The sequence below is a fragment of the Streptococcus sp. SG1 genome (assembly GCF_030439935.1).
Taxonomy (GTDB): domain Bacteria; phylum Bacillota; class Bacilli; order Lactobacillales; family Streptococcaceae; genus Streptococcus; species Streptococcus gordonii.
In genome coordinates, this window is the sequence record NZ_JAQFJC010000004.1 from 209,915 (window position 1) to 224,112 (window position 14,198).

The window sequence follows — 14,198 nt, forward strand, 5'->3', positions numbered from 1 at the left end:
ATTTTTAAAAGTGGAACTGACAAGCAAAAAGCTCCTCAAAAAGGAGCTTTCTTCGTTTTATTCAGCTGAAAGTGCAGCCATAGTGATGTAATTATATGGCTTGTTGAAGTGTGGTAAGAAGAACAAGTCCATGAGAGCAAGCTTATCTATTGTTACTTGTTCTTGAATTGCTAATGAGAACATGTGGATACCCATTGAAATCGAGATATCACGAGAAACCATTTGTGCACCTAAAACAATACGAGTATCCTTGTCATAAACAATTTTCAATGCTACTTCATGGTTATCGTGCTTGATAAATTCTGGTTTTTGCAAGTCGTTGAAACCAGTTTCTACAGCATTATAACCTGCTGCTTTCGCTTTTTCAAGAGTTAAACCAGTTGACACCATATGAAGGCCGTAGATTGAAATACCATTTGAACCTTGAACACCGATTCCTTCCAATTCATGTCCGCAAGCATTGTGTGCACCCACGATACCAGAACGAACAGCATTAGATGCTAAAGCAATGTAGCTTGTTTCTTGACGAGCATTGTCGTAAATCGTTGCACAGTCACCAATAGCAAATACACCAGGGATTGAAGTTTCCTGTTTCTTATCTACAAGGAAAGCTCCGTTTCGGAACAATTCAATCTTTCCTGCTCCCAATTCTGTATTTGGACGGAAACCAACAGCAAGAACAACCATATCTACATCAAATGTTTCTTTATCAGTTACTAAGCGTTCAACCTTACCATCGCCTTCAACTGCCTGTACAGTTTGACCAAGCGCTAAGCGAATATTGTGGTCTTCCAAATTCTTAGCCATCATTTGAGTAAAGTCTTTATCATAGTATCCATTCAAGACAGTATCTACGATGTCAACCAAAATAACTTCTTTTCCGAGACGCTCAAAAGCTTCAGCAAGTTCAACACCAATGTAACCACCACCAACTACAGCAACACGTTCAATATGCTTGCTCTTGTCTTGAAGTTTTTCAATAACTTCTTCTGCATTTTGGTATAGTTTTACAAATTGAAGATTTTCAAGAGTTGCTTTGAATTCACGATTTCCTTCAACAATTTCAGCACCTTTGATTGGAGGAATGATTGGAGTAGAACCTGTTGCAAAAATTAACTTTTCATAAGATTCAACATGTTCTTTACCATCTACTAATGCTGTAACTTCTTTTTTATCATAATCAATTGAAAGAACCGGAGCATTCATGTGAACTGTTGCGCCTTTTGCTTCTAACTTTTCTTTATCAGAGTAAAATAGGCCCTCAGCTCCATCGATTTGCTTTCCAATCCAAAGAGCCATACCACAACCAAGGAAAGAAATGTTTGAATTTTGGTCAAAAACTACAATTTCATTTTCTGAACCATAATTATCAAGCATAGTATTAATACATGCTGTACCCGCGTGGTTAGCACCTACTACAACAATTTTACTCATAGAATAAATCCACCTTTAAAATTTAATTTACCAGAGTATTATACCATCAATCTGTTAGCGGTTTCAACAAAAATGCTCATTATTTTTCAATTTTCTAAAAATCATATAAAACATCAAGTCATAGACCTTCATTAAAAATCAGATCAACAGTAGGGTTATCTGCAAAGAAAGCTACTTATTTTTTTCTGAAAATATATAAAATTCATTTGTGAAAACGTTGTCTTTTTGATATACTAATAACGTAGATTATGAACTATTTAGGAAAGGTTGTGATAAAAGTGGATCTCACTTCTAGATCCATTCGTTTAATGGGATCAACAATTAGCATTTCTATTTTACATGAGAATGCTGACTTTCTTCTAGATGAGGTTTTTTCCTTATTAAAAATATACGAAAATCGTTTCAGCGCTAATGATGACAGCTCAGAACTAATGCAGGTCAACCACGCTGCTGGAAAAGAGCCGATCTGTGTTCATCCTGATTTGTTCGAGCTAATAGAACTAGGAAAAAAACACAGTCTTATTCCAGGCAGTCATCTCAATATCACTATAGGGCCCCTCATTCAAACTTGGCGTATTGGTTTTAAAGATGCCAGAGTTCCGAGTGCTTCAGAGATTGAAAAGGTTCTTTCCTTGACCAACCCCGAAAATATTGAATTAGATCCAATATCCCGTTCAGTATTTTTGAAACAGTCTGGGATGAAGATTGACCTTGGTGCCCTCGCTAAAGGATATATCGCTGATAAAATCTCCCATTTCCTAAAAGAAAAAGGTGTCACTTCTGCACTCATTAATCTTGGAGGAAATATCCTGACTATTGGCCAGAACCAACAAAATAATCGTTTATGGCGCATCGGTATTCAGAATCCAAAGCTAGCTCGCGGAAACAACTTAGCATTACTATCCATCCAAGACCAGTCCGTTGTTACTTCCGGAATCTATGAAAGAAATCTGAAAGCAAATGGCAAAGTATATCATCATATTTTCGATCGAAATACTGGCTATCCAATTGATAATCAGTTAGCCAGCCTCACCATTGTTTCAGATAAATCAGTTGATGGAGAAATATGGACAACACGCTTATTTGGTGACAGCCCTAGTTCTATCTTAGAAAAAGTTGAGCAAGAAAATGGAATCGAAGCCTTCGTTATTACAGAAGATAATCAAATTTTTTATTCATCTGGTCTTACCCCAGAAATTATATCCTAAATCCAGAAAGGAACCTACTATGTTAAAACTTATCGCAATTGTTGGAACAAATTCTAAACGTTCCACAAACCGGCAACTTCTTCAATATATGTCTAAGCACTTTGCTGACAAGGCTGAAATCGAGCTGGTAGAAATTAAAGATATCCCAATGTTTAATAAACCTGCTGATAGAAGCGTGCCTGAGTTAGTATCAGAAATTGCCGAGAAAATCGATGCAGCAGACGGTGTACTCATTGGAACACCTGAGTACGACCACTCTATTCCAGCTGTACTCATGAATGCTCTAGCTTGGCTTTCTTATGGCATCTATCCCTTGCTGAACAAGCCGGTCATGATTACTGGTGCTTCTTATGGTACACTTGGTTCCTCTCGTGCCCAGTTGCAGCTCCGTCAAATTTTGAACGCTCCAGAAATCAAGGCAAATGTACTTCCAGACGAGTTCTTGCTCTCACATTCTCTTCAAGCTTTTGATCCAAGCGGAGATTTGGTGGATCTTGATGTTGTCAAAAAATTGGATGCTATCTTTGATGACTTCCGTATCTTTGTCAAAATCACTGACAAATTGCGCAACGCTCAAGAATTGCTTCGCAAAGATGCTGAAGAATTTGACTGGGAAAAATTGTAAGATAGGAGACTGAAAGAATGAAATTTGTTGGAATTGTAGGATCAAACTACGAACAATCATATAACCGAAAATTATTGGAATTCATCCGTCGCCAGTTCAAAATTAAATTTGAATTGGAAGTCTTAGAAATCGATGAAGTCCCAATGTTTAACCAGGATGAAAAATGGGATGAAAGCTTCCAATTGCGTTATTTGTATAACAAAATCACGCGTGCAGACGGAGTCATCATCGCAACACCTGAGCATAACCATACTATCAGCGCTCCTTTGAAGAGTGTCTTAGAATGGCTCTCTTACGAGGTTCATCCTTTCGAAAACAAGCCTGTCATGATTGTTGGTGCATCATACTACGACCAAGGAACTTCCCGTGCTCAAGTTCACCTGCGTAAAATCCTAGACGCTCCTGGTGTCAATGCTTACACTCTTCCAGGCAACGAGTTCTTGCTGGGCAAAGCCAAGGAAGCCTTTGACAATGATGGCAATATCACTAACGAAGGAACTGTTAAATTCCTTGAATCATGCTTAGATAACTTTATCAAATATGTAGAGGTGGTTTCAAAATTGAAAAAACCAAAACCAATTGAACCTGAAGACTTAGACTGTGGAAAACCAATCGCTACAACGGTTACAGAAGTTGATCCGGATGATCCAGAATGGGTAGAAAAAGTCGCTGAAATCACTGGTGCTGTTTCTGGTGATACCTATGTCAAACTTGACCATGGTATCTTGACTGTTAACCAGATTGATATGTTCTTAAAAGCTATGCCATTTGAATTGACATACGCTGACGATAACAACCAATTCCTCTACTATAACAACGCTCATCAAGATCCAGATACCATGTTTGCCAAACGCGTGCCACCTCAATCAGGTAGCCGTATGTCAACCGTTCATGGTTCTCTTCCGCCAGCACGTATGAAGAATGTAGAGTGGGTTATCGGAACGTTGCGCAACGGAAACCAAGAATACGTACGTACCATTGTTCCAGGTTCTCCTGCTGGTGTAATCAACACTCACAACTACCAAGCTATGTACTATCCTGATGGATCATATGCAGGTATCAATGAAATCGTCTTTAACTTCCAACCATGGCTTGACTGGTATCTAAAAGAAACTGGACAACGTTTGGTAGGAGGCAGCGGACCATTTGCTCCTGCTGGAGGTCATGGAGACGCAGATGCTACTTCTGGCGCTTCAGATACTGGTGGTCACGGTGACGGCGGAGGAGATGCGGATGCCTCTTCTGGTGCAAGTGCTTAAGTAAAAAAAGAATGGAAATTTTATCCATTCTTTTTATATTCTATTTACTTCATTTCTTTAAAGGCTGCTTCAGCATCTTCATTGCTGATAGCTCCAAATTGAATTTTACCAATTTTTCCTTGACTATCAATCAAGATTTCTGTTGGAATACTTCTGATTTGATAGGCCTGGAAGGTAGTTGCTTGACTATCATATAAAACCGGAACATCTTTATAGCCCTGTTCTTCAAACCATTTAGGGAAGTCTGTTTCAGACTTTTCACCCTGTATTCCTGGGGCAATGACACTTAAAATTTCGAAATCACGGTCTTTCTTTCCAGCCAATTCTATTAGTTCTGGCATACTTTTCTTACATGGTCCACACCAAGAAGCCCAGAATTTCAAGTAAACTTTTTTTCCTTTATAATCAGATAACTTAACAGTTTTTCCGTCCATAGACTTCAAAGTAAAGTCAGGAGCTTCCTGACCTACAGCTATCTGACCTACAGCATTCTGAGCAGGTTGATTGCTACTGCTTTTTGTTTCCATTCCCATCTCGTCAGAGCAAGCAGTTAAAAACACTGCAGCTAACAAACCAACACCAAAAGTTAAATATTTTTTCATCACTTTCTCCTTTTATTAGAAAATATCAAATCAAAAAACATCAAAAAATTTTTTTCAATCTGTTTAAGACACTTATACTTATCCAAATAGACCTGACAAGGCGTTCAATTGTCCAAGCATGAGCAAGATTCCCATCAGAATAATAATAGCACCACCGATTTTTTTCAGAAGCCCCATGTAAGGTTTAATTTTATTAAAATACTGCATAACAAAGCTTGAAGCCAGAGCTAGAATTAGGAAAGGTAAGGCCATACCCAAGGTATAAATCAAGGTCAGAATAGCTCCCTGAAAAGCACCATTCCCTCCTGAAGCAGCCAGCGCTAAGACTGAACTTAGAATAGGACCAATACACGGAGTCCAACCAAAACTAAAAGTAATCCCCAATACAAATGCTGAAAGAAACTCGTTGCGTTTACTATCTTTTTTAAAGGCGACATTTTTTTGCATTTGCAAGGGTTTAATATTGATTAATTCCATTTGGTGAACACCAAGTAGGATAATGATGATACCCATAACATAGCGGAACCAAGAAGAATTAATAATAGCTCCTAAAAAGCCCGCCCCAAATCCTAAAATGAAGAAAATACATGATATACCCGCAATAAAACAGAGAGTTTTAACAAGTCCATACCAGGCGATTTCTCTGCCTAAAAATCGAACTGTTCTGGGCTTATCTTCTGAATCTAATAAGATTCCGATATAAACAGGAAGTAAGGGAAAAATACAGGGAGAGAAAAACGATAGCACTCCCGCTAAAAAAACTGAAACTGAGAAAAGAAATGTTTGCATATCTAATCCTTCTTTTTTATTTATAATAGAAAAAATGGTTTTCACAATAACTCTATTCGTTTTCTTCTGAACGGAGTTCTATTAATCCTATAAACCATTATAAATGAAAGCGGATTATTTTTCACAAATTTGCTACGGTATTTTTAGTTATCATTTTCGTTCTAGCAAAATAATAAATTTTATTTAGAAAGTTTCAAACAGAAAAGCCGGAAAAATTCTTTCCGACTATATGTCATTTTATTCAATAAACTACTATTTATCATTGGATAGTGGCAGATATATTTTGATTAGAGTAAAGATATCTTGCTCCGACTGGATTTCCATACGATAGCCTTCTCCAAACTGCAATCTCAAGCGTTGATCGACATTTTTGAGACCAACCCCACCTAGGCGAAGAAGAGTCTTTTCTGATGAATCTTGGAGATCAAAGCCACAGCCGTTATCATAGATAGACAATACCAGTTTTCCTTCTTCAACTGTCGACGTCACACGAATTATACCTGGTCGGTCGATTTCTTTGATTCCATGATAGATAGCATTTTCAACCAAAGGCTGAAGTATCAGCTTGGGCAGTTTATAATCAGCTAGAGATTCATCCTCTTCAATCTCATATCGGAGCTTGTCACCATAGCGTTGCTTCTGTATAAAAAGATACTGACGAACGTGATCAATCTCATCCTTGAGAGCAATCTGTTCATGCCCTTGATTGAGCGCCAAGCGGAAATACTGAGCGAGTGATTTTGTTAGCTCAACAACACGCTTGCTGTCGTTAAACTCGGACATCCAGACAATAGTATCTAAGGTATTATAAAGGAAATGTGGGTTAATTTGAGCCGAGAGAGCTCGAAGCTCATAGCGACGGACATTTTGCTCTTCAGTCTTAACAGCTTCCATCAGTTGTTCAATTTGGTCCAGCATTTTATTGAACTGCTGAGCTAAGTCAACCAACTCTGGAGAACCTTTTTCTTCTGCCCGAAGGTTTGACTCGCCCGAGCCAATCTTCAGAATGACAGCTTGCAGATTCTGCAGAGGCTTAATCCACAAACGTAGGACAAACCAAATACCAATCAAACACATCAGAAGCGCTAGAACACCCATTCCTACAAATGAATAAAGCATCTGTGACTGAAGCATCTGTAATTGCTCTAATGAGGCGATGCCAATTAAAGTCCAGTCACTATCTGGAATATCAATCTGATAGACAAAAGCCTGCTTCTGGTCTGCATAACCATCCTTGACCGAGATATAGGGCTGCATAGCTTTCATTTCTTGACTAGAAGAATAAACACTTTTCTTGGGATGATAGACAAATTCATGCTGGCTATTGACAATAAAGCTAAAGCCCTTCTTTCCTAGCTGAAGCTGATCCAAATAGGCTTTGAGACTGTTATAGCCGATATCAAGACGCAAAACACCAAGATTCTGCCCTGCTTCATCCACTACTTCCTGAGTGACAGAAACAACCCACTTCTCCTTCTCTGACGACAGAGACTCTTTGCGAGCAGGGGTCAAGACAGGCATGGCTCTGGTATGGACAGCTTCCTGATACCATTTTTCATTCATCATATCAGAAGATGTCTGCATGCTGATTTGAGAATCTGTTGAGACCACGCGCCCGTCCTTGGTAACCAATACTGCCGACACCAAATCCGGATCAGTCTCAATGATGGTTTTCATCAAAGCTTGCACTGACGTTTCACTGCTTTCTTGATTCTGAGCAAACTTCCGAATCGTTTCTTCCTTACTCAGTGTAGAGGTGGTTTGTTTTAATTTTTGCAAATAGGAAGCAATGAACTGTCCGCTTTGCTCCATGCTATTACGCGTCGTCCGCTCTGTCAGCTGCCGAATAGTACCCGAGCTAGTCTGATAGTAGAGGCTTCCAACAAAGCCCAAGAGTAAAAGAACCAGCAGAAAAATATAGACAATCAACTGGATAAGAAGCGGATATCGTTTCATTTCTCCTCTCCTTTTTTAAACTGCCGAGGTGTCAGCCCAACCACCTGCTTGAAGCGCTGAGAAAAATAGTTCATATCTTCAAAACCTACCTGCTCTGCTATTTCATAAATCTTCAAATCTGTAGTCAAGAGTAAGAGTTTAGCTTTTTTCATCCGTTCTTGAATCAAATAATCTTGAAAGGGCAAGCCTAGTTCTTTTTTTATGAGAACACTTAGGTAGGATGGGCTAAATCCTAGTTGAAAAGCCAAATTTTTCAGACTTAACTCTGAATCAGCTAGACGCTCGTGAATAGCCTCTTCCAACTCAGAGTGCTGTCCCTGATCGACCAAGTTTTGAATCTGGGCTTTTTTTCGTTCCTTATCAAGTTTGGTCTGCACCTTTGCCAACATCTCCTCAACATCATCCTTGGAAAATGGCTTGAGAAGATAGTCATCTGCACCTAGCTTAATGGCTGTCCGAGCATAGTCAAAATCATCATAGCCCGTCAGAAAAACGATATGGCACTTAGGAGCCTGGTCTCTGACTAGCTTGGATAGTTCAAGGCCATTCATCTGTGGCATATTGATATCGGTCAGTAGGATGTCAGCAGGATTATCCTGAAATTTCTGCCAAGCTTCTATTCCATTTTCAGCCTGGGAAATAACTTGCATACCAAACTGCTCATAGTTTACTAAGGACGCAATTCCCTGTCTTACCAGATATTCATCCTCTACAATCATAATTGAATACACAAGATTCAACTCCTTATTCTTACTGGATTTATTATAGCAAATTTTCAATCAAAACGCTCTTAAACGTAATCCAAAAGATAACCGTAGCCCTTCTCCTCCATCTCGGCTTTTGGAATGAACTTGATTGACAAACTATTAATACAATAGCGCAAGCCACCCTTGTCCTTAGGACCGTCTGTGAAAACATGGCCCAGATGGGAATTTCCAACACGACTGCGTACTTCAGTTCGAGTCATATTGAAGCTCTTGTCTTCTTTGTAAGTCGCAACATCTGGACTGATAGGACGGGTGAAACTTGGCCAACCGCACCCTGAATCAAATTTATCCTTTGATGAAAAGAGAGGCTCGCCTGTCACCACATCCACATAGATACCAGCATCGAACTTATCCCAATAGCGGTTAGAAAAGGCCCGCTCTGTGTCATTCTTTTGTGTGACTGCGTATTCTTCAGGAGAGAGCTTGGACTTAATCTCTTCATCACTGGGCTTAGTATAACGACTAGCATCAATAACAGGGTAGGCGGCTTGATTAACATCAATATGGCAATATCCATTAGGATTCTTTTTTAGGTAATCCTGATGATAGTTTTCAGCCTTAACATAGTTTTTTAATGGTTCTTTCTCAACAGCTAGAGGTTTATCGTACTTCTTAGCCACTTCATCAAAAACTTGATTGATGGTATTCAAATCAGCTTCATCCTTATAATAAACACCTGTCCGATATTGTGTACCTTGATCATTACCTTGTTTATTTTTAGAAGTTGGATCAATAATACGGAAATAATGAAGTAAGATTTCTTTGAGAGATATCTTTTTAACGTTATAGGTAATTTTTACAGTCTCAGCATGACCAGTTTGGGAAACTAATTCATATTTGGTCGTGTCATCCTTACCATTTGCATAGCCGGACTCAGCATCAATGACACCTGGTACTCTAGAGAAATATTCTTCTACACCCCAGAAACAGCCACCTGCCAGATAGATTACCCGCTTATCAGCTTCTTTAACATCTTCTTTCTTTTTCTTTACTACTTCCGTCTTACTCATTGAAGCTTTCTTAATCTGTTCAGGAGATGACTGATTGCTATTTCCTGCAATCACATAGACTAGTCCAAAGCAGACAAACAAGCTAAGGATAACCAGAATAATTTTCCATTTTCCTCCCATGTTTATTGCTCCTTTCTACTTGATTTCTTTCAGTGTTTTCTCAATATCTTCCTTGCTCATGTAGCCAATGTGTGTCTTGGCAAGAGAACCGTCACTGCCTACGAAAAGAGCAGATGGGTAAGAGCGAATGCCATATTCTTTCAGCAATTCTCCCTTGGTGTCCATCAGAACTGGGAAGTCTTTGTAGTCCAAAGACTTATACCATTTCTTAAAATCATCTGCTGACTTTTCTCCATTAAAAGTCGGAGAAACAACTGATAAGACGACATAGTCCTTTCCCTCCTGCTCCTTAGCCAAATCATTGGTATCTCCAAGGGTGGATAGACAGATAGAACACCAAGAAGCCCAAAATTTTAGATAGACTTTCTTACCTTTAAAATCAGATAACTTGTAAGTCTTGCCGTCCACACCCTGCAGACTAAAGTCTTTAGCCATCTTGGTAGATTGACCAGAATCAGCTTTTGTTTCTATATTACTTTTAGCACTTTTAGAAACTTCCGAGTTTGTCTTCTGATTTGAACAGGCTCCCAAAAAGCCGACACAAAGTAGACTGACAGTCAATATTGATAACTTCTTCATCGTTTTCTTTCCTTTCAAAATAAGGAGAAAGCCGACAAAACTGACGACTTTCTTTCCTATGGTGGAATTACTATTTGTCAGATGACATTTCGGATGAATCTTTCATGTCATCCTTCATGCTTGAATCGCTTGACTTCATATCATCCTTTTTCATATCATCTTTCATATCAGACTTGCTGTCGGACATCATAGAAGAGTCCTTCATGTCATCCTTTTTCATTTTATCATCAGACATGCTGGAGTCTTTCATATTCTCCTTCTTCATGTCGTCTTTTTTCATATCGTCTTTCTTCATCATACTGCTGTCATCTGTCTTCTTCATATCAGAATCTGATTTTTGATTAGAGCAGGCAGCTAGGACAAAGATACTAAGTGCAGCGATTGTAAGTGAAGCAATTTTTTTCATGATAAGTCTCCTTTAATTATATAATATTTATCCAAATAATGATGCTAAAGCGTTTAGATTCCCAAGCATCAGCAAAATTCCCATAAGTATAATGAGAGCACCACCGATCTTTTTGAGAACTCCCATATAAGGTTTTAGTTTAGAAAAGCGTTGTAATACCCAACCGGAAGCCAAAGCCATTGCTAAAAAAGGAAGCGATAAGCCCAAAGTATAGACTAGCATGAGCAAACCACCTTGCAAAGCACCATTACCTCCAGAAGCCGCAATTGCTAAAACAGAACTTAGGACTGGTCCTACACAAGGTGTCCAACCAAAGCTAAAGGTAACCCCCAAGAGAAAAGCATTAAGAAAGTCACTTCTTTTACTATTCTTTTTAAGTTGAATGCTCTTTTGCTTTTGCAGTTGTTGGATATTGATAAGTCCCATCTGGTGGATTCCCAGTAGAATGACAATCCCGCCCAGAACGTAGCGAAACCAAGGGGCATAGAGGACTTGCCCTAGAGCACCAGCTCCATAGCCCAAAACCAAAAATACAGTTGATAAGCCAGCTATAAAGCAGAGCGTCTTAACTAGACCATACCAGGAAATATCTTTTCCCATAAATCGAACTGTTTTCGGCTGATCCGAATCCAGTAGAATTCCTACATAAACTGGCATAAGCGGTAAGATACAAGGCGAGAAAAAAGATAGAATCCCCGCCAAAAAAACAGAAATAAAGAACAAAAAACTTGTTGCCATTTCAAAAACCTCTCTATCAATTTCTGACTCTAGTATAAAATAAAAATCTCCCTAAAAATAGGGAGATAGATTTGAAAAAACTTGAATTTGATTTTATCTTTGCTAAATCAAAAGTTAAAAATATTTATCACTTATTGTGGATTTATGTTAAGTTGAGAGTAAATGTAAAAGTGCTTCCTAGGCCATACTGGCTTTCGACCGTTATTTCCCCACCCAGCTGATGAGCCAACTCACGTGCAATAGCAAGGCCCAGACCATGCCCACCTGTCTTCATATTTCGAGAAGTTTCCACACGGTAAAGGCGTTTAAAAATCTTATCCAAATTCTCAGGAGCAATACCCCGTCCCTCATCCTTCACACTGATTGTCAAGATTTGCTCAGTTAATTGAGCCACGATCTCAATTTTAGTTCCAGGTTCGGAGTATTTAAAGGCATTATTTAGCAAGTTGACCAAAATACGGAAAAGCATATCGTAATGGCTCTTAATTTTCGCTGACTCGGGAGACACTTGAATGTAGATATCCCGCTCCTCCCGCTCAATCAATAGTTGAAATTCACTCATAGCCTCAATCAATAGCTGGTCTAGAAAGACTATTTCAGCTTCTCCATCTGATTCTATTTGAGGCTGGGCATTAAGAGTCAAAACATCCAATTCTTCCACCAATTTATTCAAACGCTCTGTCTGACAGCTAATCGTGGTCAAGTAATGAATCTGCTCCTCTTCTTCAATCACTCCATCTAAAATCCCATCCACAGTCGCCTGAATAGAGGTAATAGGAGTTTTAATATCGTGAGAAAGCTGGGCAATCATCATTCCTTTTTCTCGTTCACTTTCATTAAGAGATTCAAATGTTTCTTGCAAATTATGCGACATATCATTAAAAGCCTGACCCAACTCTTGAAATTCGATAGGGCCCTTGGCGTCAATCTCTGTTCTAAAATCCTTGTCAGCTATATTCTGAGCCTGTTTTTTCAGATGCCAAAGGGAAGAAAATACTGGCGATAAAAGAAAGAGACTGACTGCCGCTCCTATAAAACTAGCAATCAATGTCATTCCAACTAGGAAATAAATCTCGCTTTTTACAATCAACATTCGCTGGACTGCCCAGAAAACGAGTAAAATCGTTAGTAGGCTAGAAATTAGGTACCCTACTAAAATGTAACTTTTTAATTTCATTTTCCACCTCGTGCTCCTTCCATTTTATACCCCAGACAGTTTTGACGGCAGGAGTGTCTGAACTGGCATACTTGGTCAATTCCTGTCTCAGAGCATGGATATGAACATTAAAGGTATTTGTATCATCTACGAAGTCTTCCTGCCACACCTTCTCGTAAAGCTCCGTCTTTGAAAAAACTCTCTCAGGATTACTAGCTAAAATCCAGAGCAGTTCAAAGGACTTCACTGTTAATTCCAAAAAATGCTCCCCAATGCGAGCCTCATGAACCACATGATTCATCACCAAATCACCGAGCTCAATTTGTTCGATCTCACCTCCACGATGAAGTCGGCGCAAAATATTATTGACTCTTAGAACTAGCTCGCGCGGACTAAAAGGTTTGGCTATAAAATCATCTGCTCCTAAGCTCAAGCCATAAATTTTGTCTTGCTCGCTGGTCTTAGCCGTTGTAAAAAGAAAAGGTTGATCAGGTACTATATATACTGGACCTCACTGATAAAGTCATAACCGTCCATATTTGGCATCATGATATCCGTGATGATCAGGTCAACAGATTTCTTTCTGGAAAGATCTAATCCCTCCACGCCATCTCAAGCCACTAAAACTTGGTAGCCAGCCTGCACAAGATAGCGCTTTTTGATATCCAGAATATCCATCTCATCATCAACGAGTAAAATTGTCCTTCCCATTTGCCAATCTCCTGATAAAAACAGTGTTATACTGGCTTTAGTATAACACTATTTTTAGTAATTTTTAAATGATTTGAACCTTAATCTTTTTGTTTTTCTTTCAAACCTAGAAGGCTAAGAATTCCTGCCAAAGCTAGTCCTAAGAAACCAATGGTAGCTGTAGCTGTTTGAGCTTCACCAGTTGTGGGTAACGTAGCCTTATCATTTTTTTTCATCGTATCTGCCATCGGCTTAGAAGTTGGGTGTTCCCCCTTCACATCAGTCATGTGATGATCTACTTCCTTCGTACCCTCAGCTGTACTCATAGAATCTGTTGCAGAAGGCTTCTTATTCATCTGACCTTCTTGAGATGGTGTTGTAGAAGGTTTCATATTCATTTGACCTTCTTGAGATGGTATTGTAGCCATTTCTTTTCCACGAAGCTGAATCGTTACTTGACGAGTCGCGATAAGATTTGTCAAATCTGGTTTTCCATCTTTAGCACCATAGACCTTGACAGTAGCTTGGTAACTGCGAGTGCCATTAGCACGAAGTTGGTCGAGAAGGGCTTGCCCGTCTTTACCGGTAGTATTGCCGTTCAAATCCACTTCGTAGAAGTATTGACCCTTCGCTAAGCCTTCAAGTGGCAAGAGGGCTGGATTGTTAGCCGAACCATTATCTGACCATGGGGCTTTGTCAGAAGATTTGAGTAAGAGACGCGTCAACATGCCGTCTCCACCGAAAGCTTCATACGGAATAACTTGATTAACACCTGCCAAGAATGGACCAGGAACGTTTGCCTTTTCTAAATAGCTAGCTGGAACATCAATATGGTCTTTAATATTTTTGGTGACTGAGT

The 14,198-nt window shown here is 39.2% G+C and carries 14 protein-coding genes and 1 pseudogene; 3 read left to right on the forward strand and 12 right to left on the reverse strand.

The genetic code is table 11. From position 1 onward, the window contains the following. Positions 1–57: 57 nt before the first annotated feature. Positions 58–1,434, reverse strand: a complete 1,377-nt coding sequence (gene nox, locus PCY06_RS05110) for a H2O-forming NADH oxidase (RefSeq protein ID WP_008808643.1) — start codon at positions 1,432–1,434, stop codon at positions 58–60. Between the two features lie 278 nt (positions 1,435–1,712). Here nox and PCY06_RS05115 point away from each other — a divergent pair, with 278 nt between their 5' ends. Genes PCY06_RS05115 through PCY06_RS05125 form a run of 3 tightly spaced genes read left to right on the forward strand, consistent with a single transcriptional unit; the run spans position 1,713 to position 4,526 of the window. Then, the gene (locus PCY06_RS05115) at positions 1,713–2,642 is read left to right on the forward strand and encodes an FAD:protein FMN transferase (protein ID WP_008808642.1); all 930 of its coding nucleotides are present in this window, start codon (positions 1,713–1,715) and stop codon (positions 2,640–2,642) included. A gap of 19 nt (positions 2,643–2,661) precedes the next feature. Next, positions 2,662–3,267 (forward strand): NADPH-dependent FMN reductase, encoded by a 606-nt coding sequence (locus tag PCY06_RS05120; protein ID WP_008808641.1) that lies wholly within the window; start codon positions 2,662–2,664, stop codon positions 3,265–3,267. Positions 3,268–3,284: 17 nt separating this feature from the next. Beyond that, positions 3,285–4,526 carry an NAD(P)H-dependent oxidoreductase gene (locus PCY06_RS05125; protein WP_008808640.1) on the forward strand — a complete coding sequence of 414 codons (1,242 nt, stop codon included), beginning with the start codon at positions 3,285–3,287 and terminating at the stop codon, positions 4,524–4,526. Positions 4,527–4,570: 44 nt separating this feature from the next. Here the strand turns inward: PCY06_RS05125 and sdbB are convergent, their stop codons facing one another. From sdbB to PCY06_RS05180, 11 genes and pseudogenes are all read right to left on the reverse strand, one after another. Beyond that, on the reverse strand, positions 4,571–5,128 hold the full coding sequence (gene sdbB / locus PCY06_RS05130; RefSeq protein ID WP_008808639.1) for a thiol-disulfide oxidoreductase-associated lipoprotein SdbB: 558 nt from the start codon (positions 5,126–5,128) through the stop codon (positions 4,571–4,573). Between the two features lie 78 nt (positions 5,129–5,206). After that, positions 5,207–5,917, reverse strand: a complete 711-nt coding sequence (gene ccdA2, locus PCY06_RS05135) for a thiol-disulfide oxidoreductase-associated membrane protein CcdA2 (RefSeq protein ID WP_008808638.1) — start codon at positions 5,915–5,917, stop codon at positions 5,207–5,209. 252 nt (positions 5,918–6,169) lie between these two features. Continuing rightward, complete coding sequence (locus PCY06_RS05140; protein ID WP_082307638.1) at positions 6,170–7,873, reverse strand: sensor histidine kinase; 1,704 nt, start codon at positions 7,871–7,873, stop codon at positions 6,170–6,172. Then, the gene (locus PCY06_RS05145) at positions 7,870–8,604 is read right to left on the reverse strand and encodes a response regulator (RefSeq protein ID WP_008808636.1); all 735 of its coding nucleotides are present in this window, start codon (positions 8,602–8,604) and stop codon (positions 7,870–7,872) included. Before PCY06_RS05145 ends, PCY06_RS05140 begins: the two co-directional genes overlap by 4 nt. A gap of 59 nt (positions 8,605–8,663) precedes the next feature. After that, positions 8,664–9,770: a peptide-methionine (R)-S-oxide reductase MsrB gene (gene msrB, locus PCY06_RS05150; protein WP_008808635.1), complete on the reverse strand. Its 1,107-nt coding sequence runs from the start codon at positions 9,768–9,770 to the stop codon at positions 8,664–8,666. A gap of 15 nt (positions 9,771–9,785) precedes the next feature. Further along, entirely contained in the window at positions 9,786–10,349 is a 564-nt protein-coding gene (locus PCY06_RS05155; RefSeq protein WP_008808634.1) for a redoxin domain-containing protein, read from the reverse strand. A gap of 70 nt (positions 10,350–10,419) precedes the next feature. Then, the gene (locus tag PCY06_RS05160; RefSeq protein ID WP_008808633.1) at positions 10,420–10,755 is read right to left on the reverse strand and encodes a hypothetical protein; all 336 of its coding nucleotides are present in this window, start codon (positions 10,753–10,755) and stop codon (positions 10,420–10,422) included. 27 nt (positions 10,756–10,782) lie between these two features. Beyond that, entirely contained in the window at positions 10,783–11,493 is a 711-nt protein-coding gene (gene ccdA2, locus PCY06_RS05165) for a thiol-disulfide oxidoreductase-associated membrane protein CcdA2 (RefSeq protein WP_053794598.1), read from the reverse strand. Positions 11,494–11,635: 142 nt separating this feature from the next. Next, positions 11,636–12,670, reverse strand: a complete 1,035-nt coding sequence (locus PCY06_RS05170) for a cell wall metabolism sensor histidine kinase WalK (protein WP_082307637.1) — start codon at positions 12,668–12,670, stop codon at positions 11,636–11,638. Continuing rightward, a pseudogene (locus tag PCY06_RS05175) lies at positions 12,627–13,360 on the reverse strand (response regulator transcription factor). Before PCY06_RS05175 ends, PCY06_RS05170 begins: the two are co-directional and overlap by 44 nt. Positions 13,361–13,440: 80 nt before the next feature. Further along, positions 13,441–14,198 (reverse strand): fibronectin-binding SSURE repeat-containing protein (locus PCY06_RS05180; RefSeq protein WP_301389573.1); only part of this gene is annotated, 758 nt, incomplete at its 5' end.

What these genes read in the sequence shown, in the direction of transcription:
- nox (WP_008808643.1), bottom strand. Translation starts at nt 1,434, where the DNA reads ATGAGTAAAATTGTTGTAGTAGGTGCTAACCACGCGGGTACAGCATGT.
- PCY06_RS05120 (WP_008808641.1), top strand. Translation starts at nt 2,662, where the DNA reads ATGTTAAAACTTATCGCAATTGTTGGAACAAATTCTAAACGTTCCACA.
- PCY06_RS05125 (WP_008808640.1), top strand. Translation starts at nt 3,285, where the DNA reads ATGAAATTTGTTGGAATTGTAGGATCAAACTACGAACAATCATATAAC.
- sdbB (WP_008808639.1), bottom strand. Translation starts at nt 5,128, where the DNA reads ATGAAAAAATATTTAACTTTTGGTGTTGGTTTGTTAGCTGCAGTGTTT.
- ccdA2 (WP_008808638.1), bottom strand. Translation starts at nt 5,917, where the DNA reads ATGCAAACATTTCTTTTCTCAGTTTCAGTTTTTTTAGCGGGAGTGCTA.
- PCY06_RS05140 (WP_082307638.1), bottom strand. Translation starts at nt 7,873, where the DNA reads ATGAAACGATATCCGCTTCTTATCCAGTTGATTGTCTATATTTTTCTG.
- msrB (WP_008808635.1), bottom strand. Translation starts at nt 9,770, where the DNA reads ATGGGAGGAAAATGGAAAATTATTCTGGTTATCCTTAGCTTGTTTGTC.
- PCY06_RS05155 (WP_008808634.1), bottom strand. Translation starts at nt 10,349, where the DNA reads ATGAAGAAGTTATCAATATTGACTGTCAGTCTACTTTGTGTCGGCTTT.
- PCY06_RS05160 (WP_008808633.1), bottom strand. Translation starts at nt 10,755, where the DNA reads ATGAAAAAAATTGCTTCACTTACAATCGCTGCACTTAGTATCTTTGTC.
- ccdA2 (WP_053794598.1), bottom strand. Translation starts at nt 11,493, where the DNA reads ATGGCAACAAGTTTTTTGTTCTTTATTTCTGTTTTTTTGGCGGGGATT.
- PCY06_RS05170 (WP_082307637.1), bottom strand. Translation starts at nt 12,670, where the DNA reads ATGAAATTAAAAAGTTACATTTTAGTAGGGTACCTAATTTCTAGCCTA.